The following is a 26,738-nucleotide window of genomic DNA, read 5'->3' as shown; positions in this document are numbered from 1 at the left end:
GCCCTTTTTTATTACGTTATAGAAAGATTAGGCTTTCGCAAACTGAGACCTGATCACATTCAGCGCACCACCTGCTTTGAACCACTCGATCTGTTGTTCATTGTAGGTATGGTTTACAGTGATCGTATCGCTGCTGCCGTCTTTATGGTTCAGCACTACGGTCAGCGCTTTGCCGGGAGCAAACTCGGTCAGGCCAAGGATGTCGATGGTATCATCTTCCTGCACTTTCTCGTAATCTTCCTTGTCGGCAAAAGTAAGCGCCAGCATACCCTGCTTCTTGAGGTTGGTTTCGTGGATACGTGCAAAAGATTTTACCAGGATGGCCCTTACGCCCAGGTGGCGGGGCTCCATAGCGGCGTGCTCGCGGCTGGAACCTTCACCGTAGTTCTCGTCGCCTACTACTATAGAACCGATGTTCTGCGCTTTGTAAGCGCGCTGGGTAGCGGGTACTGCACCGTATTCGCCGGTCAGCTGGTTCTTTACGTTGTCAGTTTTATCGTTAAACGCATTAACTGCGCCGATCAGCATGTTGTTGGAGATATTGTCCAGGTGACCGCGGTATTTTAACCAGGGGCCTGCCATGGAGATGTGGTCAGTAGTACATTTACCTTTTGCCTTGATCAGCAGTTTCAGGCCTTTCAGGTCAGTGCCTTCCCATGCAGCAAAGGGCGCCAGTAATTGTAAGCGGTCGCTGGTGGGAGATACGATCACCTGTACGCCTTTACCGTCAACGGCAGGAGCCTGGTAACCGGCATCTTCCACATCAAAGCCTTTGGTGGGCAGTTCAAAACCGGTAGGCTCATCCAGCATTACTTCTTTACCGTCTTTGGTTTTAAGTTTGTCTTTCAGCGGGTTAAAGGTAAGGTCGCCTGCTATGGCCAGCGCCGTTACAATTTCCGGAGAAGCTACAAACGCATGCGTAGAGGCCAGGCCGTCGTTACGTTTTGCGAAGTTGCGGTTAAAGGAAGTGATGATGGAGTTCTTACGGTTAGGATCGTCTATATGACGGGCCCATTGACCGATACAGGGGCCGCAGGCATTAGCCAGTACAACACCGCCAATCTGGTCAAAGGTGTTCAGCAGTCCGTCTCTTTCAATGGTAAAGCGTACCAGCTCAGAACCGGGGGTGATGGTGAACTCTGATTTTACTTCCAGGTTCTTGTCAATGGCTTGCTTGGCCAGTGAAGCAGAACGGGAGATATCTTCGTAGGAAGAGTTGGTACAGGAACCGATCAGGGCTACTTCCAGCTTTTCGGGCCAGTTGTTCTCTTTTACTGCCTGTCCGAATTTGGAGATGGGCCATGCCAGGTCCGGAGTGAAAGGACCGTTCACATAGGGTTCCAGTTCGTTCAGGTCTATTTCGATGATCTGGTCATAGTATTTAGCCGGATCTGCATATACCTCGGCATCGGGGCGCAGGTGTTCTTTAATGCCATCTGCCAGGGTAGCTACTTCTGCGCGGCTGGTGCCTTTCAGGTAAGCAGACATTTTATCGTCGTACGCAAATACGGAGCAGGTAGCGCCTATTTCCGCACCCATGTTACAGATGGTAGCTTTACCGGTAGCGCTCAGGCTATCGGCGCCTTCGCCAAAGTATTCCACGATCGCGCCGGTACCGCCTTTTACGGTCAGGATGCCGGCCACTCTCAGGATCACGTCTTTAGCGGAGGTCCAGCCGCTCATTTTACCGGTCAGCTTAACGCCGATCAGTTTGGGCATTTTCAGTTCCCATGCCAGGCCGGCCATTACGTCTACCGCGTCTGCGCCGCCTACGCCTATGGCCAGCATACCCAGACCACCGGCGTTCGGGGTGTGAGAGTCTGTACCGATCATCATACCGCCGGGGAACGCATAATTTTCCAGCACTACCTGGTGAATGATACCGGCGCCCGGTTTCCAGAAACCGATGCCATATTTATTGGAAATTGAAGAAAGGAATTCGTAAACTTCTTTATTGGTATCCTTGGCAGTGGCCAGGTCTTCCTGGGCCCCTGTCTTGGCTTGTATCAGGTGATCACAGTGTACAGTGGAGGGAACCGCTACTTTGTCACGCCCGCAGGTCATAAACTGCAATAAGGCCATCTGGGCGGTTGCATCCTGCATGGCTACACGATCCGGTGCAAATTCAACATAAGATTTGCCTCTTTCGTAAGGAGTAGTAGCAGGTGCAAACAGGTGGGCGTATAAGATCTTTTCTGCCAGTGTCAGCGGACGGCCTAACATTTTACGGGTAGCTTCCACTTTACCCGGCAGTGCCGCATACACCTTTTTAATCATTTCAATATCAAACACCATGAGAAATAAATATTTAAGAGCGGTTAAAAATTGCACCGCGAAATTAACTAAAATCGGGATTTTTTTAAAATAAGTCCACAGTCCATAGTCTGCGGACCATGGCCGCAGGCACGCAACAAGCTGTGCCTTCCCGGCTTAGGAGCATGGATAACGGACCATCAACCCGCTTTGGATTTCACACCGGATTTTAATAAATTTGATATATGAAGCGATTAAAGGGTTTTGTAGAATGGCAGGCCTTTGGAGTGTGCTCAGCCATAGGCGCAAAACTGGGGGTAGCAACCTCCCGAATCCGCCTTTTCTTTATCTATACCTCTTTTTTGACGATGGGGTCGCCTGTCATTATATACATGATCCTGGCTTTCTGGGTAAATATGAAAAATTATATCCTTAACGCGAGACGCAACCCGTTAAGGTACTTGTAGTTAGTTCCATACACGTTGAATGGCCCGAACACCCTCCCATATGGTCCCCCTGGGCACGCCGGCCCCCGACTTTGAGTTGCTGGATGTAGTATCCGGCAAGATCATCCGCCTGCAACAGGAGCAGCCTCCCATCGGCACCGTTGTGATGTTTATCTGTAACCACTGTCCCTTTGTAAGATATATACAGCCCGAACTGGTAAGGCTCAGTACCGGCTATATGGCCAAAGGCATCCGCTTCCTGGCCATCAGCGCCAACGACGCCTCCCAATACCCCGAAGATGGCCCGGAACATATGCGCGAAGTGGCCGAAGAGCTGGGATACCCCTTTCCCTACCTGTACGATGAAACCCAGGAAACCGCCCGCGCTTACGAGGCCGCCTGCACCCCCGACTTTTTTATCTATGACCAGGACTTGAAACTGGTATACCGCGGCCAGCTCGATGATGCCCGGCCCGGAAATGATCAACCCCTCAATGGCAAAGACATGCGCGCCGCACTGGATGCCATTATAGCCCACCGGCCCGTTAGCCCCCTTCAGAAACCCAGCCTGGGTTGCAACATTAAATGGAAAATGGAAAAGCACATTTAACAACAAATTAAGATTTTCTTTACACTATTTTAAACTTTACTCCTTTTGAAGGGTCTCATAGATGTTCCCATTAACCGGAACACCTACATCTTAAAACCGTAAACACTACGTAATGAAACTTTCATTGAGAAACCTTCTTTCAGGTACTTTGGTATTGGCGGGTATGTGCTTCCTGGCCTCCTGTTCTAAAAGCGACAATAACGGCAAAGCCCGTTTACAGGTTGCGCTCACCGACGATCCGGGCGATTTCAAAGCTGTTTACATCGACATCCAGGATGTGAACATCAACTACTCCGACAGCGATGACAACGGCTGGCAGTCCTTATCAGGGATCAGAAGAGGTAAATACAACCTGCTTGACCTGGTAAATGACAAAGACACCCTGCTGGCTGACGCCTACATTAATACCGGCGTGGTAAAAGAGATCCGCCTGGTATTGGGGGATGACAATTATGTAATTACCAACAGCGGTGAGACCATCCGCCTGCAAACACCCAGCGGCCAGTCATCCGGCGTAAAGCTGAAGCTGAACTCCGAAGTTACTGCAGACATCCTGTACAAACTGGTACTTGATTTTGACGTAGCGAAATCTATTCATGAAGCAGGAGGCTCCGGCAAATATATGCTGAAGCCGGTGATCCGTGGCTTTATGGAAGCTACCGGCGGTACTATCAAAGGCGCCGTACTGCCCGACTCTGTGTTAACAGCTGTAGTAGTGCTGAATGGCGCTGATACGGTGGCCAGCACCTATACCGCTGCCGGCGGATATATGGTAAAAGGGCTCGCTGCCGGCGCTTATGCTTTGCATTTTATACCTACAGACACTACTTTCAATACTGCGGTAAAAACCAGTGTGCAGGTTAATCTGGGCCAGGTAACTGCGGTAGACACCGTACGATTGGTAAAATAGAACAAGCATAGATGCAAATAGAAAAACCTCCGGAGATCTTTACCTCTGGAGGTTTTTTCTTATGCAGGATAACCTGCTATTCGAGGTGGAAATTTGTCATTCCGTGATAATGGTTCTGCAGCTGGTTAACGGTCAGCGGTCCTTTGATCTCACGGTGTTCATCCCGGTAATCCAGGCGAACAAGATCCTGCCCTTCCTGCTGGTACAGCCTTACGCTGAAAGGCCCGCGCACATACACTACACCGCTGCCATTGCTAGACTGCGCTTCGTCTTTCTGGAACTTCAGCCGCAGCAGCTGGGTTTCATCCAGGGGGATAGGGTAGAGGTCGTCCAGGCTATACCAGAAATCCTGCTGTTCGTGGGTCAGCACACAAGCCTGTTTGTCTTCCGCGTTCACCTCCAGTACCTTGCCTTCCAGCAGTTCGCCTTCATACTTTACTAATACGGTATCACCTGTTTTTACATCATGTAAACGGATCATGGTGAGATGGGTTTAGTGTAGTATGAATTTAATGAAAAATCAGCAGATTCGCTATCCGATCGCTACATTTTCCCTTACCGCTTCGCGGATGCGCACCAGCTGTTCCAGTAATTCTTCCAGGCGGTCCAGCTGAAGCATGTTGGCGCCGTCAGACAAGGCTTTGGAAGGTTCCGGGTGTGTTTCTATGAAGAGGCCATCCGCGCCTGTGGCGATAGCCGCTTTTGCGATGGTAGCGATCATCTGCGGGTTACCGCCGGTAACACCGCTGCTTTGGTTAGGCTGCTGGAGGGAGTGGGTACAATCCATCACCACAGGCACGCCGTGATGTTTCATGATGGGAATATTCCGGTAGTCTACTACCAGGTCCTGGTAACCAAAGGTGGTGCCGCGTTCCGTCAGGATCACCTGGTTATTGCCTGCCTGTTTGATCTTTTCAACGGCAAATTTCATGGCGTCTCCGCTTACAAACTGGCCTTTCTTTACGTTCACTACCTTACCGGTTTCCGCAGCTGCCAGCAGGATGTCTGTCTGGCGGCATAAGAACGCGGGGATCTGCAGCACATCTACATATGCGGCAGCCATGGCAGCTTCAGCTGCAGAGTGAATATCAGAGGTTACGGGCAGGTTAAATGCCTTGCCGGTTTTTTGCAGCAGGTCCAGCCCTTCTACATCCCCTACACCTGTGAATGAATGTATGCTGGTACGGTTGGCTTTACGGTAAGACGCTTTGAAAATGTAAGGGATATGCAGTCTTTTGCAGATGCCTGAAACTTTCTCTGCTACCGTCATCAGCAGCTCTTCGTTCTCTACTACACAAGGCCCGGCTATCAGGAAAAAATTGTCTGGATTATATTGCTCCTTGAATAATGCTTTCAGGTGTTTCATCGTTGCTTTTTTTTCAGGAGGTAAAGGTACGGAATCCGCCAAATGTTTAAATTGTCATAATATTGTAACAGGCTTCACAAATGCGATACGTTACAGCGCCTTGCCCGGCGCGGATTGTTGAAACATTGTCAAGTACTGTTGTGCCCTGTTCCTGGATTTCAACGAAGCAATTAATATTACGGAGCAAAATTCAATATGAAGAAAGACAAGATTCTTGTAATAGGCGCCTGCGGGCAAATAGGTGTTGAGCTGACCCTGGCATTGAGGAAGATGTATGGTGGGGCAAATGTAGTGGCTTCTGACCTCCGGGAAGAGCACGATCTGTTGAAAGGCAGCGGTCCCTATGTTTCACTGGATGTAATGAACAAGGAGATGCTGCACGTGCTGGTGATCCGTCACAACATCACGCAGATCTACCTCCTGGCCGCTATCCTGTCTGCTACCGGCGAAAAGAACCCGCTGCTTGCCTGGCATATCAACATGCAAAGCCTGCTCAACGTATTGGACATCGCGAAAGAAGAGAACCTGGATAAAATATACTGGCCCAGCTCCATTGCCGTATTCGGTCCCAATTCTCCCAAGGAAACCACCCCCCAGCATACCGTTATTGAACCTACCACCATTTATGGCATCAGTAAATTTGCGGGCGAGCGCTGGTGCGAGTACTACCAGCACCGTTATAACGTGGATGTAAGAAGCCTGCGCTACCCGGGCCTGATCAGCTATAAATCGGCTCCCGGCGGCGGCACTACAGACTACGCCATTGAGATCTTTCATGAGGCCCTGGAGCATAAGAAATATACCTGCTTCCTTTCTGAAGATACCTATCTGCCCATGATGTATATGCCGGATGCCATCCGCGCTACCATAGAGCTGATGGAGGCAGATCAGCAGAAGATTTCGGTACGCTCTTCCTATAACCTGGGCGCAATGAGCTTCTCTCCGAAAGAAATTGCTGCGGAAATAAAAAAGCATATTCCTAATTTTGCCATCAGCTATGACCCTGACTACAGGCAACAGATAGCTGACAGCTGGCCTAAGAGTATTGACGACCAGCTGGCCCGCACCGACTGGGGATGGAAGCCTGAGTACGACTTACCTAAAATGGTAACGGATATGCTAAAGAACCTTTAATCCACCCTGTTTTTCTGATAACTATCCTGTGTGTCCTTTTATCCGCATTTTCCTATAGAAAGGGAAAACGGGATGGCAGTACCATCGGTGATTACTATTTTTTTAAATAGTGTAATGCTTTAACGGACGCATGTGTACCACGGTATGCCATCATTTACAATGGCATATAAATTGGTTAGCATTGTGCACAGCATCTGACAGTGAACAAAGTGAGCAATAAAAGCATTTTTCATTTTGATGGGTCTGCCAATCTTGTTATTTTATCAGTAAAATTTAGGATGCTTTGTGAAACCGGCAGCGTACACCACGTAAAGGTGTAATAGCGCAAAAGGTTCCATTGACCCGAAAAATCAATCTTTCCGGATGAAAAAGAGAATGGGGGAGCTATTACTCGTATTAAGCTTTTGTTTGCTATCCCCGCACGCTTTTGGTCAAACAAGCCTGCCCAGCAAGGGTTTTGGGCGTTATTACCTCATTGCGCACAGGGGCGGGGTGGTAGGCAGCATCAATCCAGAGAACAGCCTTCACGCCCTGCAAGATGCGGTGGAGCGCGGTTATTGGATGGTGGAAATGGACCTTCGCGTTACTAAAGACAGCGTGCTCATTATACACCACGATCATACCTTTAAACGCTTTTACGGGGTGGATAAATCCGTGTCTTCCATGACCTGGGATGAGATCAGCCAGCTGCGAACGCCCCGGGGAACACAGGTGGTCAGGCTGGAAGATGCATTGGCCAGTTGCAGCGGCCGCATCCAGGTAATGCTGGATAATAAGATCGCCGGCCTTGATACCGCTCTTTTTAACAAGTTGCTTAGCCTCCTGCAGCAACACGGCCTGGATAAGCAGGCTATGATGATCGGCACTGATGAATCTACCGACTTTTTCACAGGAAAAATAAAATTAAGCTGCACCCGTCAGCAGCTGGAGGTAAACACCCAGAAGCCTGGCTTCAACCCCGATTTCTACTACCTCTTCGGTGATGCTGGTACCATGACGGAAGATGATGTTAAATGGGCACAGGCACAAGGTATCATGGTAGTAGGCGTACTTAACTGGAGCCGCTACCGTAAGAGGGCCCGGCCCTACACCATGGCAGGCCGCGATGCTGCCAGGCTCAAAGCATGGGGCGTGCAATACTTCCAGGTGGATTCTGAATTTGACCGTTTCTTTAATAGATAATTGCGGGGCTTTAGTGTCGTTATTGTGCGGAACAACCGGTCTTCAGATGCGTCATTGCGGAGCAACGGGTCTTCAGTCACGTCATTGCGAGGCGCCGCAGGGAAAAAGCGCGAGGGGCGGCGAAGCAATCCTTTAGCCAAAAAGATTGCTTCGTCGCCCCTTGCTCATATGCTTGCGCATTGCTCCTCGCAATGACGTGACTAAAAACCATTTTACTCCCCGCGCAGTGATGCTATTAAAGACCATTCCCGTAATTACGCGACACGATCACTTTATAGTATACGCTTCATTTCTACTCAATAAATCCCACCGCCACCGTTGCATTGCTAAACTCATCCACCAGTATAAACGCGCCATTAGCGGGGTTCACCGGGTAAGCATCGCCAAATATCGGCTGTGCTGTTTTCAACGTAATCTTACCAATATCATTCAGCCCCAGCTCTTTCTTATCCTCTACGGTACGGTTGGTAGTTACTTCAATCACATGGTGGATCTGCTGCACTTTTGCTTTTACACGGTTAATGCCATGCTGCAGCAGGTAAGTTTTACCGGACACCAGTTTTTGCTGATCCATCCAGCACACCTGCGCGGTGATCTCTTTCAGGGCAGCGGGTACATTATCCGGCTTAGCCAGCATATTGCCACGGCTGGTGTCTATCTCGTCTTCCAGGGTGATCACCACACTGTCGCCTGCATGCGCGGTAGACAGCTGCGTTTCAAATTGCTCGATAGACTTGATGCGGCTCTTCTGCATGGAAGGCAGTGAGATCACTTCATCGCCTGTGCTGAAATGGCCGCTGGCCACCTTACCGGCAAAGCCGCGGAAATCGTGGTAGGCTTCTGTTCTGGGGCGTATTACAAACTGCACCGGGAAGCGGGCGGGGTGCTGCCTGTCTTCACGGTCAAAGCTGATCTGCTCCAGGTATTCCAGCAGGGGAGCGCCCTTGAACCAGCCGATCTTTTCAGAGCGGGTGGCCAGGTTCTCGCCATACAGGGAAGAGATGGGAATGAACTCCACCACCTGCTCCTTGAAGGCAGCCTGCTGTAACAGCAGCTGAAAATCCGCCACGATCTCGTTAAAGCGGGTTTCGCTGTAATTCACCAGGTCCATTTTATTGATACATACCACCAGGTGCTCAATACGCAGCAAGTTGGCAATGAAGAAATGGCGATAAGTCTGTTCTACAATACCTTTGCGGGCATCGATCAGAATCAGGGAAACCTGCGCATTGGAAGCGCCGGTCACCATGTTACGCGTATATTCCACGTGACCCGGCGTATCGGCAATGATATATTTACGGGTAGGCGTGGAAAAGTAAATATGCGCCACGTCTATGGTTATACCCTGTTCCCGCTCAGCCACCAGGCCGTCTGTTAATAACGACAGGTCTGTAAAGTCAAGTCCCTTACGTTTGCTGGCCGCATGCAGCGCCTCCAGCTTATCCTGGGGGATAGAATTGGTGTCGTATAATAAACGGCCTATCAGTGTGCTCTTACCATCATCCACACTTCCGGAAGTGGCTATACGTAAAACCTCCATGTTTATTAAGCTTTTAGCTGTCAGCTCCTGGCTGTCAGCAATCAAAAAAATTTATCAGTATATGAAAGCGGCTGAAAGCGGATAGCTGCTAGCCAGCTGCTGTTTAGAAATATCCTGCCTGCTTCCTTTTTTCCATGGCGGCTTCAGAACGTTTGTCGTCAATCCTGGCGCCTCTTTCAGATATCTTCGCTTCCAGTATTTCTGAGATAATATCTTCCAGTTTATCTGCTTCGGAGATCACGGCTGCGGTACAGGTCATATCGCCCACGGTACGGAACCTTACTTTCTGGCGGAAGGGTACTTCTTCTTCCGTTGTGTTCAGGAAGGGTGAATAGGGCCAATACATGCCGTCTCGTTCTATGATCTCTCTTTCGTGGGAGAAGTAGATAGATGGAATATCCAGCTTTTCGCGGCGGATGTAGTTCCATACATCCAGCTCTGTCCAGTTGGAGATGGGGAATACCCTTACCTGCTCGCCTATATGGATTTTGCCGTTCAGCATATCAAACAGTTCGGGGCGTTGCATTTTAGCATTCCACTGGCCAAACTCATCGCGTACGGAAAAGATCCTTTCCTTGGCGCGGGCTTTCTCTTCATCGCGGCGGGCGCCTCCTATACAGGCGTCAAATTTCAGTTCTTCAATGGCGTCCAGCAGGGTAACGGTCTGTAAGGCGTTACGGCTGGCATATTTACCGGTTTCTTCCTGTACTTTGCCCTGGTCAATGCTATCCTGCACGTTGCGTACCACCAGGTCTACTCCCAGTGAGGCCACCAGCTGATCGCGGAACTCCAGGGTCTCAGGGAAATTATGACCGGTGTCTATATGCAGCAGGGGAAAGGGGATCTTTCCCGGGTAAAAAGCTTTCTGTGCCAGCCGCACAATAGTAATAGAATCTTTACCTCCCGAGAACAGGATTGCCGGCCGCTCAAACTGCGCTGCCGTTTCACGGAGAATGTAAATAGCCTCATCTTCCAGTGCCTGCGGAAACTCCCATTGTATTTTATTACTCATATCGTAAAAGTAATTAATAATGAATAATCAGGAACCCACAATACTTTCTACACAAATGCCAGGTGGAACACCCGTTCCTTAATTATTCATTGTTCATTATTAATTATTAATTTATCCGTGCAGTCCGCACTCTTTTTTAGACTCTTCCCACCACCAGCGCCCGGCGCGGGGATGTTCGCCTGGTTCAATGGCCCGGGTACAGGGAGCGCAGCCAATGCTTATAAAGCCCTGGTTGTGCAGCTTATTGAACGGAACATTATATTGATCCAGGTAAGCCAGCATGTCTTCATAGGACCAGTGGATCAGGGGGTTATATTTGTACAGGCCACGGGCTTCATCCCATTCCAGTACTTCCAGGCCCTGCCGGTTTTCAGACTGCTCTGCGCGCAGTCCGGTGATCCACACCTTTACGCCCTGCAGCGCCCTGTTCAGCGGCGCCACTTTACGGATATAACAGCATTCCTTCCGGTTCTCAACAGAATCGTAGAAGCTATTCATGCCTTTTTTTGCCACCAGCTTTTCCACTGCGGCAGTTTCCGGGAAATAGATTTCAAACGGCTGTTTGTAACGGGCCCGGGTTAGGTCCATAAGATCGTAGGTTTCCTGGAAAAGACGGCCGGTATCCAGCGTAAACACCCTTACCGGGAGCTGATTGCGCCAGATAATGTCCGCCAGCACCTGGTCTTCCTGACCAAAAGAGGTGGAGAAGGCCACTGCGCCCGGAAATTGTTCGGTAAGATATTGAATGCCAGCCGGCTCCGACATTCCGGCTATTGCTGCTTTAATGTCTGTCATGTACTTCCTTAGCTGGCACAAAAATACATAAACTCTATAAAAAAGATAGGTTTAATTACACGAATGACAGTATAAAGTTTGGGGGTTGAAAGTTTGAGGGTTTGAAAGTTGGGGGCAATGGTTTAAAAGTTTGAAGGTTTAAGAGTCAGAAGGAAGCTCAATACTGCAGGAACACCTTCAAACTTTTAAACCTTCAAACTTTCAAACTACAAAGATCAGTTTCTTGTGAGAATGTCTTTTAATGTTTTGTTTTCCAGTATTTTAAGAGTAGCATCCCTCACTTTGCTCATCACATCGTTCAAACCGCATACCGCCTCATCCTTACAGTTCTCGCAGCGCTCGTAATAGTTGAGGCTCACGCAGGGGAGGAGGGCAATAGGGCCATCCAGCAAACGGATGATCCGTGCAAGGGCGATCTCCTTGGGAGGGCGCATCAGGTAATAACCGCCGCCCTTTCCTTTCTTACTGCCTAAAATGCCTGCATTCTTCAGCTCCAGCAGAATATTCTCCAGGAATTTGATGGAGATATTCTTTTCCTGGGCGATCTCAGATATCAGGATGGGCCCTTTATCCAAGTTCTCAGCCAGGTGTATCAAGGCATGAAAGGCATATTGTGTTTTCTTTGAAAGCATATAAATACGATTTGCATCCCACCGGGAACGCGCCTAGTTGGAGGCAAATATATTTAAAAGTTTGAAGTTTAAAGGTTCAGCACGTCTTTCATGGTAAAGATACCTTTTTTGCCGTCCAGCCATTCGGCGGCCACAACGGCGCCGGCGGCAAACCCTTCGCGGGAATGTGCGGTATGGGTAATGGTGATGTCGTCTATTGCTGAAGTGTAGGTAACGCTGTGGGTACCGGGGGCGGGATCGATCCGCCTGGAAAGGATGGACAGGGCTTCCGGCCGGGTGCTTTCCTCGTTCACCCAGGCGGTTTTGCGGCTTACCTTTTCCAGGATCTGTTCTGCCAGGCTGATAGCCGTACCGCTGGGAGCATCCTTTTTCTGGGTATGATGGATCTCTTCCATCTTTACATCGTACTGGGGCTGGGAGGTCATCAGTTCCGCCAGGCGTTTGTTGATCTCAAAGAAGATGTTCACGCCAACGCTGAAGTTACTGGCATACAGGAAACCCTGGTGTTTTTCAAGGCATTGGGCTTTGATCTCGGGCAGCTTTTCCAGCCAGCCTGTAGTGCCGCATACCACCGGTACATTGGCATCAAAACACTTAAGAATGTTGCTGTATGCCGTTTCGGGAGTAGTGAATTCAATTGCTACATCGGCCTTGCTCAGTTCTTCTTTTTCCAGCAGATGGGTACTGTTCAGGTCTATGCGGTGCACTATTTCGTGTCCTTTTGCAACTGCAATGGCTTCTATGGCCTTTCCCATTTTTCCGTATCCGATGAGAGCTATTTTCATGACAAGTGTTTGATTAGATTTTTAAGCTGATAGCTGCTGGCTGTTAGCTGTTAGTGGCTGATAGCGAGGCCCCTGTAGTTGCTGCGTTTACCCTTTCCGAGGTTGATCTGCAGACTGAGACCGATCGCTTTCGTATCCATCACCTTGGGCACTACCCGCATGCTCAGATCGTCAGACATGTTCCAGTCTTTCAGGTGTGCAAACACGGTGGCATCTATAATATTCAGGCCATAGGCCAGTATAAAAACCAATACCGAGTAATCCACGTATTGCCGGTAGGCGTCCCGCAGTATTTTCAGGGAGGCGTCGCTGTACAGGCCCACGTAGGGATCAATTGTATTGGCATTACCGTCCATACGCATGCGGTAGGCATTCCTGAAATCTTTATAATAGTTGAAGTTGCCGATAAAGAATCCGGCAGAGATACCCATTGCAGCGTATACCAGCGGTATTTTCCAGTATTCGCGGTTATAGGCCTGTCCTAAACCCGGCAGCACGGCAGAATAGAAAGCGGCTTTGCGCGGGCTGTGAGGTATCCTCGTTGGCAGGGGAGGCACAGAATCCCTTCTTACGGCAGCAGCAGCGGGAGCCTGCAGGCTATCCTTCCTGGCCGTTTCCGGGCGAATGGTATCTGGTCTGATCCGGGATGTATCCTGTGCGTATAACGGTCTGCTGGAACAGACGGCTATCAGGAGCAAAAGAAAAAGGGACAATAAATAGCGAAATATATACCCTGCTTTGTTAGCCACCGTATAAGTCTATTTTTTCCAGTATACTGTCCAGTTCTTCGTCTGAGTAAAATTCAATGGTGATACTGCCTTTACCCGCCTTGTTCCTGTCCAGTGATACTTTAGTTGCAAAATGAGAGGCTAAGTTATCTTCTATTTTCTGATAAGGAGGCGGCAATGTATTTTTTACCGGTTTTTTAACACTGCTTTTGTCGATATGGTTGGTCTTCCGCACAAGTTCTTCAGTCTGGCGTACAGACAGCCCGTTCTTGATGATCTCGTTGAAAACGAACAGTTGTTTTTCCACATTTTCGATACCGATCAGTGCGCGGGCGTGGCCCATGCTCAGCTGGCCGTTGCGTACAGCCACCTGGATATCAGGGGGCAGTTTCAGCAAACGTATATAGTTGGTAACGGTGCTTCTTTCTTTACCCATCCGGTCTGCTACCTGCTCCTGTGTAAGGGTGCATTCGTCCATCAGCCGCTTGTAGCTCAGGCCAATTTCTATGGCATTCAGGTTTTCCCTTTGCAGGTTTTCCAGCAGCGCCAGTTCCAGCAGTTCCTGGTCGTTGACCTGCCTTACATACGCGGGAATATCCTTCAATCCTGCCATCCTGCTGGCGCGTAAACGGCGCTCACCGGCTATCAGCTGGTATTTCTTTCCAGACTTGCTGACGGTGATGGGCTGAATAACATCGTGCAGCTTAATGGAATGGCTCAATTCCTGTAACGCCTGCTCGTCAAAGTCACGCCTTGGCTGCTTCGGGTTCACTTCTATCTGGTCCAGCGGTATACGTTCAATGCCCGTTGCAGCAGCCACCACCTGTTCGCCAAGTGCGCTGGTTGTCTGTTTCAGATCAGTGTCTATGTTTTGAAGTAGCGAGCGGATGCCTTTTCCCAACGCCTCTTTCTTACTCGGATTGGTCATCGTTAATAGCTAGGATTTTATCTTCTGATTTAATTTTCGTGAAGTTGTTCTTCTGCAGTATTTCCTTGGCCAGGTTCAGGTAGTTGATCGCTCCTGTACTGGCTGCATCATACATGATCACAGACTTACCAAAGCTGGGCGCTTCACCCAGTTTGGTGTTACGGTGAATGATAGTATTGAACACGCTTTGCTCAAAGTGCTGTTTCACTTCATCCACCACCTGGTTACTCAGGCGCAGACGGCCATCGTACATGGTCATCAGGATGCCTTCTATCTCCAGGGAGGTGTTCAGCCTGCTCTGTACAATCTTAATGGTATTCAGCAGTTTGCCCAAACCTTCCAGCGCAAAGAACTCACACTGTACCGGGATGATCACGGAGTCTGACGCCACCAGGGCGTTTACAGTGATCAGGCCCAGTGAAGGGGAACAATCCACTATAATAAAGTCGTAGTCATCCTTTACCGGGTCTATCACCTGCTTCATCACCTGCTCGCGGTTGGGGTGGTTGATCAGCTCCAGTTCGGCGCCAACCAGGTCTATATGGGAAGGTAATACTTTCAGGTTCGGTGTATCAGATTCCAGCAGCACGTCTTTAGCCTGCACATCATTCACCATGCAGTCGTACAGGCTTTGCTGTATGTTACGCAGATCAAAGCCCAGGCCTGTGGTACTGTTGGCCTGCGGATCCGCGTCTACCAGCAGGGTTTTGTATTCCAGCACTGCCAGGCTGCTGGCCAGGTTAATTGCGCTGGTTGTCTTACCTACGCCCCCTTTTTGATTGGCTATTGCAATAATTCTTGCCATGTTAAACTTAAAATAGGTTCTTTGGTTTCTTAGGATAAATAGGTGGGCTGGGAGAAGCTGTTAGCTGTTGGCTTTTAGCTTTTAGCCCGTTTGTTGTGTCTTCTTTTAGCTGATAGCTAACAGCCAGCGGCTTACAGCTCTATCGAGCTGTTGATATCCGGTAGCAGCAATTCCAGTCCTGCGTCTGCAAAAGCCTGTTGGGCCTTTTCCTTATCAATTTTAATATAACCAAACGTATCATAGTGCACGCCAATGATACGCTTACATTCAATGAACTCAGCGGCGATGATGGCATCTTCGGTACCCATGGTAAAATTATCGCCGACAGGCAGCACGGCAAAGTCCAGTTTCGCAAAACGGGGCACCAGTTCCATATCAAAGGTCAGCGCCGTATCTCCACTGTAGTAGAAATTACCTGCTTCGCTTATAAAAATGAATCCCAGCGGGTTACCGCCGTATGAACCGTCTGGCAGGCCGCTGGAGTGATGGGCAACTACACATTTCACCGTACCGAAATCAAACTGCCACTTGCCGCCCGTGTTCATGGGATGCGTTTTTTCGATACCCTGTTTCCCGGCCCAGGTAACCAGCTCGTAGGCGCCTACCACGGTAGCTTTGGTACGGCGCGCCAGGTTAACCAGGTCCGCCACATGATCGTCATGCCCGTGGGAAACAAAAATGTAATCTGCCACTATACTGTTTACATCCACTGACTTAGCCAGCTCATTGTAGGTAATAAAAGGGTCGAAAAGGATCCGCTTGCCCCTGATCTCTACCGCAAAACATGAGTGACCGTAATAAGTAAATTTCATAATATAACCGGCTGAAGATACCAAATGTGACAAAAATACAACGATTAGACAAATATAAACGGGAAGAGAATATTTATTTATTCACAAAAAATAGTGTAATTCGATGTTAATAGCCTGATTGTGAGTTGTTTGCAGGGAAGAGGCCCGCTGAGGGCCATTCTTAGCAGCATTTTTGATGAAGGGTACAATATCGGGGCTGGTCAATCGTCATTTCTATTTGATATAACTTTGTTTTCAACATGCGCTCAGGACTTAATTCAGTTGTACTTATCCTATTGATCATTTGCCTGGATATTTACGTTTTCATGGGTATACGGGCTATTATGAGCAACGCTGCCGCCCCCCGTACCAGGACCCTGGTATATGGCGGCTACTGGCTTGTATCCATTGCCTGCATTGCCACCATCATATTGCTGCCTTATCTGAACTGGCACGACTGGAAGCCCATTGTCCGGTCTTATGTGATGGCCATTCTCATCGGCCTGGTAATGGCCAAACTGCTCACCGTTATATTTTTACTGGCGGATGATGTACGCCGCGGCATCACGTGGATCATCCAGCAATTTGGTTCATCAAAAACCAGTCAGCCGGCGGAGGCCCCCGGCGGCATTACCCGCTCGCAGTTCCTGACCAAAATGGGCCTGCTGATGGGGGGCAGCCTCTTCGCTACCCTTACCTATGGCTTCTCCAACAAGTACAATTACCGGGTGCACAGAATAAAAATGGCGTTTAAGAACCTGCCGCCTGCTTTCAAAGGACTCCGCATTGTTCAGCTGTCAGACATCCACTCCGGCAGCTTCAATAATAAGGCGGCCGTTCAGAAAGGTATTGAGCTGGTGAACGCACAACAGGCAGACCTGGTGCTCTTTACCGGCGACCTGGTGAATGACCGCGCCGCGGAAATGGATCACTATATGGATCTTTTCAGCCAGATCAAAGCGCCCATGGGCGTTTATTCAACACTGGGGAATCATGACTACGGCGATTATTACCCCTGGCCCGACAGAGACGCCAGCGGTTTCAGCAAACAAAGGGCCGACAACCTGGAACGTCTCAAACAGGTGCATGGTGAGCTGGGGTGGCGCCTGCTCATGAACGAACATGTGCTCCTGGAACGTGAAGGTCAGCAGATCGCCCTTCTTGGCATCGAGAACTGGAGCGCTATGAGCCGCTTTCCCAAATACGGCGACCTGAAAAAGGCTTACGAAGGCGCTGCCCACACACCCTTTAAAATATTACTCTCCCACGATCCCACCCACTGGGATGCCCAGGTAAGGCCCGAATACCCGGATATAGACCTGATGCTCGCCGGCCATACCCACGGCATGCAGTTTGGTGTGGAAATACCCGGTGTAAAATGGAGCCCCGCCCAGTATTTCTATAAAGAATGGGCAGGCCTCTATAAAGAAGGCGCCCAGCGCCTGTACGTGAACCGCGGTTTTGGCTTCCTTGGCTACCCCGGCCGCGTAGGGATTTTACCGGAAATCACACTGATAGAGCTGGTGTAGATAGTCCGATAGTCCATACCAAGTGTATCTAAAACCAGTGTGACTACTTCAGGGTTGCCAGACCCTGAAGCTGTTACCATGGACTGATTATTCAGAATTAATCCTATCTTGCAACAGGTATATTAGTAAAAGATACCATAACTTCACAAATGTGGAAACACTGGTGCGTAGTACTGGCATGCTTATTAGGCTATAGCCAGATTGTGGTGGGACAAACATCCTTGGAAGAGCTGCAACGGCAGCTGGATTCGATCTTACAGAAACGGGAAAAGAGCGAAGTGCTTATTGGCATTGGTTACGGTAATAATCCTGCCTATGGGGCAAAGACAGCCGACTTTGAGCGCCCCATTGTGATGAAGAATTTTTTCTCACCTTCAATAGCCTATTATCATAAATCCGGTTTGTCCGGCTCCTTCAGCGGATACTACCTGTTCAATGCAGAACAAAGCCCCTGGTTTGAATGGGACCTGTCTTTCAATTATGACTATACGAAGAACCGCAACTTCCTGACGGGCATTTCTTACACCCGCTATTTCTTTGCTGATTCCAGCGATGTACCTGCCACACCGATCAAGAATGAACTCTTCGCCTATTTCTATTACCGCAAATGGTGGCTGCAACCCGGTATCAGCCTGGATCTTGGCTGGGGTAGCCAGACAGACCGTGTAGTAGACTACTGGAAGATAGGACGTAAACGCCGTCCAAACAACGGCAGCACCGAAACAATAAGCACCATTTCCGGGAGAGACTTCAACGTGATCCTCAACCTGCGTCACCCCTTTATTTTTTTAGATGTGCTGAAGTTTGATGATGCCCTGCTCTTAACGCCGTCTGCCGGCTTTATCCTCGGTACAGCGCATTACTACAGTAACATGAAAGGCTTTCAGTACATTTCCCGCTCTCCTAAAATAAAAGACGATATCAAGAAAAGTAAAACCCATCCGCTTGATCCGCTGGGAGAACCGGCAAGCTCCGAATCAGCCGCCAGAACAGGCTTTGAGCCCCGTGCGCTGGATCTTACGCTCAACGTTTCCTATACGATAGGCGATGTTACACTCTCACCCTCCTTCACCATTTTTAAGCCCCTGCAGGGTGAAGACAAAAGCTTCATGAGTTATTTCACCGCACGGGCAAGTTATAGCTTCTGATCACACGTAATTTATTTTTATACTATATTGCGCCCTCTATCTTAGTTTCTAAGAAGTGTAGCACAGATTTTGCTACGCTCATTGTAAACTTATTTGCCATGCGCTATTGAAAAACTGTATAGCATATATCCGGATAACCCGTGCAATCACTGATTCCATGTGGTACTGAAATCGACAATCTGCAATCTGTAAATCAAATAACATTCAGCATGAAATCGCGGGATTCCATGCTGGCCTACTAAAATCAAATAACATCAACATGAAAAAACTGTTTTTTGTAATGGCAGTACTGGGATTGACTGCTTTCTCCTCGGCTCATGCGCAGGACAGGTTACTGAGATTTGGTATCAAAGGCGGCGCCAACCTGGGTAAACTGGATGGTACCGGTTACCAGGACGGTTTTAAACTGGGCTACCACCTCGGCGGCTTTGCACAGGTAAACCTGGTGAAAGGCTTTGGCGTACAGGGTGAGTTGATCTTCTCTTCCACCAAAACAAAAACAACCGACCGGTTCAGTGAGATCTATAACACCGATAACCTGAATGATCCGGATAACAACAACAAAAAGATCAGCCTCAACTACCTGAGCATTCCCATCCTGGCCAACATCAACCTGGGATCTCCCCGCCTGAAACTGCAGGTGGGGCCGCAATTCAGTGCACTGTTAAGCGACAAGAACGCACTGGAAGGATCCAAGGAAGCCTTTAAAGGCGGCGATGTTGCCGGTGTAGCAGGCCTCTGGCTGCAACTGCCTATCGTGAACGTAAGCGCCCGTTACATCATCGGCTTTACAGACGTGAAAAATGCCGGCGATGTTGCCAACTCCAGCAACTGGAAAAACCAGGCTATTCAGCTGGGTGTTGGTGTGACACTTTAAGGTTAAAATTCCAAAAGCCAAATTCCAGATTCCAAATTCCAAATGTGGCGAAGATCGTTGCGAAAGTCTCCGGGGTTTGGAATTTGGAATTTCTTTTTTGGAATTTGGAATTTGGAATTTGTTTTTTCCCTGGCATCAAACTTGAACACTATGTTAGCGTTATTAAAAAAGCAGGCAGACAGCTGTCATCCTGACAAAATGTCTACCTTCATGGAGCTAAACTAACACGATGAACAGATTTTATTTAGGGAACCCGGAAGAAGAGATGGAATTCATGCCTATTATCCCTTTGAATGAAGACGGAGACGGCCAGGAAGATGAAACAATACCTCAGGAGCTTGCCATACTGCCTTTAAGGAACACCGTGCTGTTCCCAGGTGTGGTACTGCCAATCACTGTAGGTAGGGACAAATCGATCAAAGCAGTGAACGATGCTTACCGGACTGACAAATTGATCGGTGTGGTAGCGCAAAAAGACAGTTCTATAGAAGACCCCAATATATCAGATCTTACAGGCGTTGGTACCGTAGCCCGCATCGTTAAGCTGATCAAAATGCCTGACGGGGGCACTACCATCATCATACAAGGCCGCAAACGCTTTAAGATAGATGCCATTACCACAGAAGATCCTTACTTCAAAGCAGGCATCACTATTTTACAGGATGAAGTAACGGATAACGACCAGGAGTTTGATGCCTATATCTCATCCATCAAAGACCTGGCAGGACAGATCATTCAGCTTTCGCCGAACCTGCCGTCAGAAGCCAGCGTTATCCTGAAGAATATTGAGAATGCCTCTTTCCTCGTACACTTTGTGGCGTCTAACCTCAACAGCGAGCTGAAAGACAAGCAGCAGCTGCTGGAGATCAACAACATACGGACCCGCGCAGAAGTGCTGCTGAAACTCCTGCAGGTAGAACTGCAGCTGGCAGAGCTCAAGAACAAGATCACCAACAAGACCAAAGCTGATCTCGATAAACAACAGCGGGAATATTTCCTGCAGCAACAGCTCAAATCCATCAAGGAAGAACTGGGCGGCGATACCAACGACCGCGAGATACGGGAAATGCAGCGTAAAGCAGAACTGAAGAAATGGCCCGAAGCAGCTGCAGAGCTGTTCCGTAAAGGTGTAGAGAAACTGGAGCGCATGCATCCCAGCACGCCGGACTACAGCGTGGTGTACAACCACCTGGACCTCATGCTGGACCTTCCCTGGCTGGATTATACGCAGGACAGCTACGACCTGAAAAAAGCGCAGAAAGTACTGGATCATGATCACTACGGGATGGAAAAGATCAAGGAACGCATCCTTGAATACCTGGCCGTACTGAAGCTGAAAGGCGACATGAAATCGCCCATCCTCTGCTTTGTAGGCCCTCCCGGTATTGGTAAAACCTCCCTGGGCCGTTCTATCGCCAATGCTATCGGCCGCAAATATGTGCGTCTGAGCCTGGGCGGCCTGCATGATGAAAGTGAGATCCGCGGTCACCGCAAAACCTATATCGGGGCGATGCCCGGCCGCATCCTCCAGTCTATCCGCAAGGGGAAATCCTCCAACCCGGTGATGATCCTCGATGAGATAGATAAGATCGGCAACGATTTCAGGGGAGATCCCAGTTCTGCCCTGCTGGAAGTGCTGGATCCTGAGCAGAACAGCACCTTTTACGATAATTACCTGGAGCTGGAATATGACCTCAGCAAGGTTTTGTTCATCGCCACCGCCAATAATATCAATGCGATCAGTCCCGCCCTCCGCGACCGCCTGGAGATCATCGATCTCAGCGGCTACTCCGTAGAAGAGAAGGTGGAAATTGCCAAAAGGCACCTCCTCCCCAAACAGCGGGAAGCGCATGGCCTGAAAGACCTGAAAATGAAATTCAGCGGCCCCGTACTGGAAAGAATGATCCAGCAGTATACCCGTGAAAGCGGTGTGCGCGAGCTGGACAGGCTCCTGGCATCCATTATGCGCTCACTGGCCAAAGATGTGGCACTGGAAAATAAAGTGCCCGATGCTCTGAGCGATGAACTGGTAGAGAAGATCCTGGGTAAGTCACGTTACTCCAATGAATTATATAAAGCGGGCAACCCGGCAGGTGTGGCCGTGGGTCTTGCGTGGACCTATGTAGGAGGCGATATTCTCTTTATCGAAACCAGCCTGAGCGAAGGCAAGGGAGAGCTGCGGCTCACCGGCAACCTGGGCAATGTGATGAAAGAATCCGTATCTACCGCGCTGAGCTATATACAGGCAAATGCCAGTGACTATAAGATCGATCCTAAGTACTTCTCTCACAAAAATGTACACGTTCACGTACCGGAGGGGGCAGTGCCCAAAGACGGTCCCAGTGCAGGTGTTACCATGCTGACCGCCTTAACCTCCGCCTTTACAGGCCGCCGGGTGAAGTCTTACCTGGCGATGACCGGGGAGATCACCCTCCGCGGACAGGTACTGCCGGTGGGAGGGATCAAGGAAAAGATCCTCGCCGCCAAACGAGCCGGTATCAGGGAAGTGATCCTGTGCTGGCAGAACGAGAAAGACATAAAAGATATTAATCCGGACTATATAAAGGGCCTGAAGTTCCATTTTGTGAAAGAAATGAACCAAGTGCTCGATATTGCGTTATTAAAGAAGTAAGTGTTAAGATTGCTGTCAGTCCTGACGGCAACTGATTATACGGTTCACTTCTGAGTAAGTGTTGTTTGGAAGTGAACTTCATGTTGATTGTTTTAAGGGTTCATAAAGCCATTCCTGCTGAACGTTGGAGTGGCTTTATGTTTTTTAGTGGAAGCTTTTGCACAGGTACGCTTTTTGGAGCGTATTTGATGAGTATATAAATTTTTTTGACATGAGAACACATAAGCAGCTAAGCGTGCCGTATAAGAATGACCGCTACGATGTGGACATTTCCGTAGAGCGTGAGGCAAAACAATGCCGTATCAAGGCCAATGTAGTAGGCCATGAGCTGCTGTTCGTTTCTACAGAGGGCGCCTGCGTAGGAGCCCTGTACAAGGAAGAGATCATTGCCGATGGCCTCATCAGGGAAATTGCCAGGAAGATCTGCGAGGAATGTCTATAATTCCGGATTGAAAGTTTAAGGGTTTGAGGGTTTGAAAGTTGAACGTGTCCAATTACTTGTGACCCCTTCAAATTTTCAAACCCTCAAACTTTGAACCCTCAAACGCTTAAACTTTCAAACTTTCAGTATTTTGTGCCCCGATGTCAAAACGCTGTTCCCTGTTCATCGCTTGTATCCTATGTATTCAATCCCTGACAGCACAGGTGCTGGGTGGTAAAAGCGTATTTCCCTTTCTTGACCTGCCCGCCGCGCCCCAGTTAACCGCCCTCGGGGGCATGAACGTTAGCCAGCAGACAGAAGACATTTCATTGGCTACTGTAAGTCCCGCCTTACTCCGGCCCTCCATGCATGGACATTTACAGGCAAACTATACCAGCTATGTGGCAGATGTGCGCTACGGGCACGTGATGTTCGGGTACCATGCGGAGCGGCTGCAAACCACTTTTGCGGGAAGCGTGCAGTACGTGAATTACGGCAGTATGGCGCAGACAGATGCCGCCGGTAATGTGCAGGGCACTTTTTCGCCCCGCGATATTGCCTGGCAGCTCACCGCCTCCAGGCGCTACCTTGAAAGATGGTATTACGGTATCTCCCTTAAATTCATCCATTCCCGCTACCAGCCCTACAGCTCCACGGGTATTGCGGCAGATGTAGGCATCGCCTACCAGGACACCACCCGGCAGCTACAGATAGGACTGGCGGCCCGCAACATGGGGGCCCAGTTGCGTACGTACGTTAACGGTAACCGCGAGCCGTTGCCCTTTGATCTGCAGGTGGGCATCTCCAAACGCCTGCAGCATCTGCCCCTGCAATTGTCAGCCACCATCCATCACCTGTACCAGTTTGATATCCGTTATGCAGATCCTGCCCTGGAAGAGGGGAGTCTTATTTCCGATGGGGATACCGTGCACACCGGCAGTAAGGCCTTTGATAAGCTGTTCAGGCATTTTGTGCTGGCCGCCCAATGGGAGATAGGCCGTTATGTGGAACTGACCCTGGCCTACAACCATTTACGGCGTCAGGAATTGGCGTGGTCAGGACAAACAGGATTGAGCGGTTTTTCTGCCGGGGTAGGGGTGATTACCCGTAAGCTGCAGCTGCGCTATGCCCGGGCCTGGTACCAGCGGGCGGCCGCCTTTAACCAGCTGGGCATCAACCTGCCGCTACAGCAATGGGGCATGCTGGTGAGGGATTAAGGACTGATACAATTTAAACCGGCATCAAGTCCACCTCATGTCCACCTCAAGTGCAGCTCACCTTCAGTTCTACAAGGCTTTTCCTGGCCGTTTACAGGTGAAACAGACTTAGGGTTAATTTAGTACCAGTATCGTAAGTGCTTAGTGGGTACTTAGTAAGTGCTTAGTAAGTTCTTAGTAAGTGCTTAGTAGTCGCTTAGCGGGGATTTACTCCAGGCGTTCTCCGTATGCTTTTGGTGTGCTGTCCGTATGCAGGGCATACCTCACCCATATGACACGCTTATTAAAAAGCGCATGCAATCCGGGGTAAAAGCATATAAGCTTAGTCTACCAGCTGCCGTTTATACTGCTGGATGGTGTTTTCCAGTCCCAGGTAAAGCGCATCGCATACCAGGGCATGGCCAATAGACACTTCTTTCAGTTGGGGAATATGCAGTTTAAAGAAGCGCAGGTTCTCCAGGTTCAGGTCGTGCCCGGCGTTGAGGTCCAGCCCGATGGCTGTTGCTTCCCTGGCCGTATTCTTATAGTCATTGAACAGCTGCAGGTTCTGCGGTTGGGTACGGGCCCTGGTGTATTCTTCGGCGTAGGGACCGGTGTACAGCTCTATACGGTCGGCTCCGGCTGTTTTGGCGCCTTCCACCTTATCCACTTCGGCGTTCAGGAAGATAGACACCCGGATCCCGGCTGCTTTCAGCTGGCCGATCACTTCTTTGAGGAAAGACTGGTGTTGGATGGTATCCCACCCGGTATTGGAGGTAATGGCATCCGGTGGGTCTGGTACCAGGGTAGCCTGATCTGGTTTTACGGCCAGTACCAGGTCCATAAATTCTTTGGAAGGATAACCTTCTATATTGAATTCTGTGGTAACAAGCGGTTTAAGGTCCCACACATCCTGGTAGCGTATATGCCGCTGATCAGGGCGGGGATGTACGGTAATACCTTCTGCGCCAAAACGCTCACAGTCCTGTGCAACCTTTAATATATCCGGGAGATTGCCGCCCCGTGCATTGCGCAGGGTGGCAAACTTGTTGATGTTAACACTTAACTTGGTCATAAGATAAAGATAACTAACAATGAATAATTAATAATTAATAATTGCGGAGCGAATGTCATACATCATGAAGATGTTGTGCTTCTTAAAATGTCACTGCGTCCCCTAAACTAATAATCGTAAAGCTCGTGCCTTTTACGTCACTCGCCTTACGATTATTAATTATTAACGCTTAATGATTATGCTACTAGTAGCGGTAGTAATCCGGTTTGTACGGACCCGCTACCGGGATACCCAGGTATTCTGATTGTACGCTGGAGAGTTCATCCAGTTCCACACCGATTTTCTTCAGGTGCAGGCGGGCTACTTTCTCATCCAGGTGTTTGGGCAGCACGTATACTTTGTTCTCGTAGTTGGCGCTGTTGGTCCACAGTTCCAGCTGGGCCAGTACCTGGTTGGTGAAAGAGTTACTCATCACGAAAGAAGGGTGACCGGTAGCGCAACCCAGGTTCACCAGGCGGCCTTCAGCCAGCAGGATGATATCTTTACCGTCGATGGTATATTTATCTACCTGGGGCTTGATCTCCACTTTGGTATTACCATAGTTTTTGTTCAGCCAGGCAACGTCTATCTCGATATCGAAGTGACCGATGTTGGAAACGATACACTTGTCTTTCATCAGTTTGAAATGTTCTCCGGTGATGATGTCACGGCAACCGGTTGTCGTTACTACGATGTCGGCTTCCTTGATGGCATCCACCATCTTTTTCACTTCATAACCTTCCATAGCAGCCTGCAGTGCGCAGATCGGGTCTATTTCAGTAACGATCACACGGGCGCCTGCACCTCTCAGTGATTCTGCAGAGCCTTTGCCCACATCACCAAAACCTGCTACTACGGCAACTTTACCGGCAATCATTACATCAGTGGCGCGGCGGATGGCATCCACACAGGATTCGCGGCAGCCGTATTTGTTATCAAATTTTGATTTGGTAACAGAGTCGTTGATGTTGATAGCGGGTAAAGGCAGGGTGCCTTTCTGCATACGATCATACAGGCGGTGAACGCCGGTAGTGGTTTCTTCGCTCAATCCTTTGATATGCTGAATCAGTTCGGTATAAACGTCGAGTACCATGTTGGTAAGGTCGCCACCATCGTCCAGGATCATGTTCAGCGGACGATCAGGGCTGCCAAAGAACAGGGTCTGCTCAATACACCAGTCAAATTCCTCGGCATTCATGCCTTTCCATGCAAACACGGGGATACCGGCAGCAGCAATAGCAGCGGCAGCATGATCCTGTGTAGAGAATATATTACAGGAGCTCCAGCGTACTTCAGCGCCCAGGTGTACCAGGGTTTCGATCAGTACGGCGGTCTGGATGGTCATGTGGAGGCAGCCGGCAATGCGTGCGCCTTTCAGCGGCTTGCTGGCGCCATATTCTTCCCTCAGGGACATCAGACCCGGCATCTCTGCTTCTGCCAGCTCTATTTCCTTCCGGCCCCATTCGGCCAAAGACATATCTTTTACCTTATATTTAAGGCTAAAGTCAATGTTGGATTTAGCGATTGTTGACATGTTACTATCTTATTTTTCGCAAATCTACCTTTATTTTAGGTTACCTGCCAATACTCAGTAGAAAAATCCACTTTATCGTATTCCCGTAGTGATTTGTTCTAAGCCCGAGGGGTTTTCCACATTTTATCCGAAAAATAATCTGTAAAGAATGAAGACTGTAGCGCGTGTGCCATAGGGTATCATTTGTTACCGGGTTGTTAACATAGTGTGGATAAATTAAATTTAATTGCAATAATATATTTATTTTATATAAATTCGTGTATTATATAATATGACGAAGGTCTTATCTATCGGCACAATGCAGCTTCCACGAAGGCACAAAGTGCTGATGTATAAGGCCTACCTGCAACTGGACCGGAACAAGGTGAACAAAAGAAAGGATGTTTGGAGCATGTAAACGCTCGCTATAATTAATCTGTTGGATCTTAAA

The 26,738-nt window shown here is 49.2% G+C and carries 25 protein-coding genes; 11 read left to right on the top strand and 14 right to left on the bottom strand.

From position 1 onward, the window contains the following. Window positions 1-27: 27 nt before the first annotated feature. The gene (locus Q0577_RS06935; protein ID WP_298734067.1) at window positions 28-2,295 is read right to left on the bottom strand and encodes an aconitate hydratase; all 2,268 of its coding nucleotides are present in this window, start codon (window positions 2,293-2,295) and stop codon (window positions 28-30) included. A 444-nt stretch (window positions 2,296-2,739) separates the two neighbouring features. Here Q0577_RS06935 and Q0577_RS06925 point away from each other — a divergent pair, with 444 nt between their 5' ends. Both Q0577_RS06925 and Q0577_RS06920 read left to right on the top strand, forming a co-directional pair. Beyond that, window positions 2,740-3,309 carry a thioredoxin family protein gene (locus tag Q0577_RS06925; RefSeq protein ID WP_298734061.1) on the top strand — a complete coding sequence of 190 codons (570 nt, stop codon included), beginning with the start codon at window positions 2,740-2,742 and terminating at the stop codon, window positions 3,307-3,309. 112 nt (window positions 3,310-3,421) lie between these two features. Continuing rightward, the gene (locus Q0577_RS06920; RefSeq protein ID WP_298734059.1) at window positions 3,422-4,219 is read left to right on the top strand and encodes a DUF4382 domain-containing protein; all 798 of its coding nucleotides are present in this window, start codon (window positions 3,422-3,424) and stop codon (window positions 4,217-4,219) included. 76 nt (window positions 4,220-4,295) lie between these two features. Here Q0577_RS06920 and Q0577_RS06915 read toward each other — a convergent pair whose 3' ends face one another. Together Q0577_RS06915 and kdsA are read right to left on the bottom strand one after the other, a co-directional pair. Continuing rightward, on the bottom strand, window positions 4,296-4,700 hold the full coding sequence (locus Q0577_RS06915; protein ID WP_298734057.1) for a hypothetical protein: 405 nt from the start codon (window positions 4,698-4,700) through the stop codon (window positions 4,296-4,298). Window positions 4,701-4,751: 51 nt separating this feature from the next. Further along, window positions 4,752-5,585, bottom strand: coding sequence for a 3-deoxy-8-phosphooctulonate synthase (kdsA, locus tag Q0577_RS06910; protein ID WP_298734055.1), 834 nt, complete (start codon window positions 5,583-5,585; stop codon window positions 4,752-4,754). 195 nt (window positions 5,586-5,780) lie between these two features. On the opposite strand from kdsA, the gene Q0577_RS06905 reads away from it, so the two are divergent. Both Q0577_RS06905 and Q0577_RS06900 read left to right on the top strand, forming a co-directional pair. Beyond that, window positions 5,781-6,719 carry an NAD-dependent epimerase/dehydratase family protein gene (locus Q0577_RS06905; protein WP_298734052.1) on the top strand — a complete coding sequence of 313 codons (939 nt, stop codon included), beginning with the start codon at window positions 5,781-5,783 and terminating at the stop codon, window positions 6,717-6,719. 363 nt (window positions 6,720-7,082) lie between these two features. Continuing rightward, on the top strand, window positions 7,083-7,901 hold the full coding sequence (locus Q0577_RS06900) for a glycerophosphodiester phosphodiesterase family protein (RefSeq protein ID WP_298734050.1): 819 nt from the start codon (window positions 7,083-7,085) through the stop codon (window positions 7,899-7,901). 292 nt (window positions 7,902-8,193) lie between these two features. On the opposite strand, the gene Q0577_RS06895 is transcribed toward Q0577_RS06900, so the two are convergent. From Q0577_RS06895 to Q0577_RS06855, 9 genes are all read right to left on the bottom strand, one after another. Next, window positions 8,194-9,441, bottom strand: coding sequence for a GTP-binding protein (locus tag Q0577_RS06895; protein WP_298734048.1), 1,248 nt, complete (start codon window positions 9,439-9,441; stop codon window positions 8,194-8,196). A gap of 103 nt (window positions 9,442-9,544) precedes the next feature. Continuing rightward, window positions 9,545-10,453: a sulfate adenylyltransferase subunit CysD gene (cysD, locus tag Q0577_RS06890; RefSeq protein WP_298734046.1), complete on the bottom strand. Its 909-nt coding sequence runs from the start codon at window positions 10,451-10,453 to the stop codon at window positions 9,545-9,547. 111 nt (window positions 10,454-10,564) lie between these two features. Next, window positions 10,565-11,248 carry a phosphoadenylyl-sulfate reductase gene (locus Q0577_RS06885; RefSeq protein WP_298734044.1) on the bottom strand — a complete coding sequence of 228 codons (684 nt, stop codon included), beginning with the start codon at window positions 11,246-11,248 and terminating at the stop codon, window positions 10,565-10,567. Window positions 11,249-11,463: 215 nt separating this feature from the next. Further along, window positions 11,464-11,880 carry an Rrf2 family transcriptional regulator gene (locus Q0577_RS06880; protein ID WP_298734042.1) on the bottom strand — a complete coding sequence of 139 codons (417 nt, stop codon included), beginning with the start codon at window positions 11,878-11,880 and terminating at the stop codon, window positions 11,464-11,466. Window positions 11,881-11,948: 68 nt separating this feature from the next. Continuing rightward, entirely contained in the window at window positions 11,949-12,665 is a 717-nt protein-coding gene (gene dapB, locus Q0577_RS06875) for a 4-hydroxy-tetrahydrodipicolinate reductase (RefSeq protein ID WP_298734040.1), read from the bottom strand. Between the two features lie 50 nt (window positions 12,666-12,715). After that, a complete protein-coding gene (locus Q0577_RS06870; protein ID WP_298734039.1) occupies window positions 12,716-13,378 on the bottom strand; it encodes a DUF5683 domain-containing protein in 663 nt (220 codons plus the stop codon). Window positions 13,379-13,406: 28 nt separating this feature from the next. Then, on the bottom strand, window positions 13,407-14,321 hold the full coding sequence (locus Q0577_RS06865; RefSeq protein WP_298734037.1) for a ParB/RepB/Spo0J family partition protein: 915 nt from the start codon (window positions 14,319-14,321) through the stop codon (window positions 13,407-13,409). After that, window positions 14,305-15,126, bottom strand: coding sequence for an AAA family ATPase (locus Q0577_RS06860; protein ID WP_298734035.1), 822 nt, complete (start codon window positions 15,124-15,126; stop codon window positions 14,305-14,307). The genes Q0577_RS06865 and Q0577_RS06860 overlap by 17 nt, the downstream gene beginning before the upstream one ends. Window positions 15,127-15,257: 131 nt before the next feature. Continuing rightward, window positions 15,258-15,938, bottom strand: a complete 681-nt coding sequence (locus Q0577_RS06855; protein WP_298734033.1) for a metal-dependent hydrolase — start codon at window positions 15,936-15,938, stop codon at window positions 15,258-15,260. Window positions 15,939-16,261: 323 nt separating this feature from the next. Here Q0577_RS06855 and Q0577_RS06850 point away from each other — a divergent pair, with 323 nt between their 5' ends. The 6 genes from Q0577_RS06850 to porQ all read left to right on the top strand — a co-directional run bounded on the left by Q0577_RS06850 (window position 16,262) and on the right by porQ (window position 23,741). Next, entirely contained in the window at window positions 16,262-17,446 is a 1,185-nt protein-coding gene (locus Q0577_RS06850; RefSeq protein ID WP_298734031.1) for a metallophosphoesterase, read from the top strand. Window positions 17,447-17,595: 149 nt separating this feature from the next. Beyond that, window positions 17,596-18,594: a hypothetical protein gene (locus Q0577_RS06845; RefSeq protein WP_298734029.1), complete on the top strand. Its 999-nt coding sequence runs from the start codon at window positions 17,596-17,598 to the stop codon at window positions 18,592-18,594. A gap of 259 nt (window positions 18,595-18,853) precedes the next feature. Then, on the top strand, window positions 18,854-19,471 hold the full coding sequence (locus Q0577_RS06840; protein ID WP_298734028.1) for a porin family protein: 618 nt from the start codon (window positions 18,854-18,856) through the stop codon (window positions 19,469-19,471). 229 nt (window positions 19,472-19,700) lie between these two features. Beyond that, window positions 19,701-22,103: an endopeptidase La gene (gene lon, locus Q0577_RS06835; RefSeq protein WP_298734026.1), complete on the top strand. Its 2,403-nt coding sequence runs from the start codon at window positions 19,701-19,703 to the stop codon at window positions 22,101-22,103. A gap of 211 nt (window positions 22,104-22,314) precedes the next feature. Beyond that, a complete protein-coding gene (locus tag Q0577_RS06830) occupies window positions 22,315-22,545 on the top strand; it encodes a hypothetical protein (RefSeq protein WP_298734024.1) in 231 nt (76 codons plus the stop codon). 140 nt (window positions 22,546-22,685) lie between these two features. Continuing rightward, entirely contained in the window at window positions 22,686-23,741 is a 1,056-nt protein-coding gene (gene porQ / locus Q0577_RS06825; RefSeq protein WP_298734022.1) for a type IX secretion system protein PorQ, read from the top strand. Between the two features lie 322 nt (window positions 23,742-24,063). On the opposite strand, the gene Q0577_RS06820 is transcribed toward porQ, so the two are convergent. Next, window positions 24,064-24,795 (bottom strand): pyridoxine 5'-phosphate synthase, encoded by a 732-nt coding sequence (locus Q0577_RS06820; RefSeq protein ID WP_298734020.1) that lies wholly within the window; start codon window positions 24,793-24,795, stop codon window positions 24,064-24,066. A 184-nt stretch (window positions 24,796-24,979) separates the two neighbouring features. Further along, a complete protein-coding gene (ahcY, locus tag Q0577_RS06815; RefSeq protein WP_298734018.1) occupies window positions 24,980-26,308 on the bottom strand; it encodes an adenosylhomocysteinase in 1,329 nt (442 codons plus the stop codon). A gap of 271 nt (window positions 26,309-26,579) precedes the next feature. On the opposite strand from ahcY, the gene Q0577_RS06810 reads away from it, so the two are divergent. Beyond that, a complete protein-coding gene (locus Q0577_RS06810) occupies window positions 26,580-26,705 on the top strand; it encodes a hypothetical protein (RefSeq protein WP_298734015.1) in 126 nt (41 codons plus the stop codon). The last annotated feature ends 33 nt before the right edge of the window (window positions 26,706-26,738 follow it).

Origin of the sequence: uncultured Chitinophaga sp. (assembly GCF_937898475.1) — a bacterium.
Taxonomy (GTDB): Bacteria; Bacteroidota; Bacteroidia; order Chitinophagales; family Chitinophagaceae; genus Chitinophaga.
Note: the sequence above shows the minus strand (reverse complement) of the source record. Positions and strands in the feature narration are given on the sequence as shown.

Coding starts and splice junctions, on each gene's coding strand:
- Q0577_RS06905 (WP_298734052.1), top strand. CDS start 5,781: ATGAAGAAAGACAAGATTCTTGTAATAGGCGCCTGCGGGCAAATAGGT.
- Q0577_RS06820 (WP_298734020.1), bottom strand. CDS start 24,795: ATGACCAAGTTAAGTGTTAACATCAACAAGTTTGCCACCCTGCGCAAT.
- Q0577_RS06880 (WP_298734042.1), bottom strand. CDS start 11,880: ATGCTTTCAAAGAAAACACAATATGCCTTTCATGCCTTGATACACCTG.
- Q0577_RS06855 (WP_298734033.1), bottom strand. CDS start 15,938: ATGAAATTTACTTATTACGGTCACTCATGTTTTGCGGTAGAGATCAGG.
- Q0577_RS06840 (WP_298734028.1), top strand. CDS start 18,854: ATGAAAAAACTGTTTTTTGTAATGGCAGTACTGGGATTGACTGCTTTC.
- Q0577_RS06925 (WP_298734061.1), top strand. CDS start 2,740: ATGGCCCGAACACCCTCCCATATGGTCCCCCTGGGCACGCCGGCCCCC.
- Q0577_RS06900 (WP_298734050.1), top strand. CDS start 7,083: ATGAAAAAGAGAATGGGGGAGCTATTACTCGTATTAAGCTTTTGTTTG.
- Q0577_RS06915 (WP_298734057.1), bottom strand. CDS start 4,700: ATGATCCGTTTACATGATGTAAAAACAGGTGATACCGTATTAGTAAAG.
- Q0577_RS06810 (WP_298734015.1), top strand. CDS start 26,580: ATGACGAAGGTCTTATCTATCGGCACAATGCAGCTTCCACGAAGGCAC.
- ahcY (WP_298734018.1), bottom strand. CDS start 26,308: ATGTCAACAATCGCTAAATCCAACATTGACTTTAGCCTTAAATATAAG.
- Q0577_RS06885 (WP_298734044.1), bottom strand. CDS start 11,248: ATGACAGACATTAAAGCAGCAATAGCCGGAATGTCGGAGCCGGCTGGC.
- Q0577_RS06830 (WP_298734024.1), top strand. CDS start 22,315: ATGAGAACACATAAGCAGCTAAGCGTGCCGTATAAGAATGACCGCTAC.
- kdsA (WP_298734055.1), bottom strand. CDS start 5,585: ATGAAACACCTGAAAGCATTATTCAAGGAGCAATATAATCCAGACAAT.
- cysD (WP_298734046.1), bottom strand. CDS start 10,453: ATGAGTAATAAAATACAATGGGAGTTTCCGCAGGCACTGGAAGATGAG.
- porQ (WP_298734022.1), top strand. CDS start 22,686: ATGTCAAAACGCTGTTCCCTGTTCATCGCTTGTATCCTATGTATTCAA.
- Q0577_RS06850 (WP_298734031.1), top strand. CDS start 16,262: ATGAGCAACGCTGCCGCCCCCCGTACCAGGACCCTGGTATATGGCGGC.
- Q0577_RS06935 (WP_298734067.1), bottom strand. CDS start 2,295: ATGGTGTTTGATATTGAAATGATTAAAAAGGTGTATGCGGCACTGCCG.
- dapB (WP_298734040.1), bottom strand. CDS start 12,665: ATGAAAATAGCTCTCATCGGATACGGAAAAATGGGAAAGGCCATAGAA.
- Q0577_RS06865 (WP_298734037.1), bottom strand. CDS start 14,321: ATGACCAATCCGAGTAAGAAAGAGGCGTTGGGAAAAGGCATCCGCTCG.
- Q0577_RS06895 (WP_298734048.1), bottom strand. CDS start 9,441: ATGGAGGTTTTACGTATAGCCACTTCCGGAAGTGTGGATGATGGTAAG.
- Q0577_RS06920 (WP_298734059.1), top strand. CDS start 3,422: ATGAAACTTTCATTGAGAAACCTTCTTTCAGGTACTTTGGTATTGGCG.
- Q0577_RS06845 (WP_298734029.1), top strand. CDS start 17,596: ATGTGGAAACACTGGTGCGTAGTACTGGCATGCTTATTAGGCTATAGC.
- lon (WP_298734026.1), top strand. CDS start 19,701: ATGAACAGATTTTATTTAGGGAACCCGGAAGAAGAGATGGAATTCATG.
- Q0577_RS06860 (WP_298734035.1), bottom strand. CDS start 15,126: ATGGCAAGAATTATTGCAATAGCCAATCAAAAAGGGGGCGTAGGTAAG.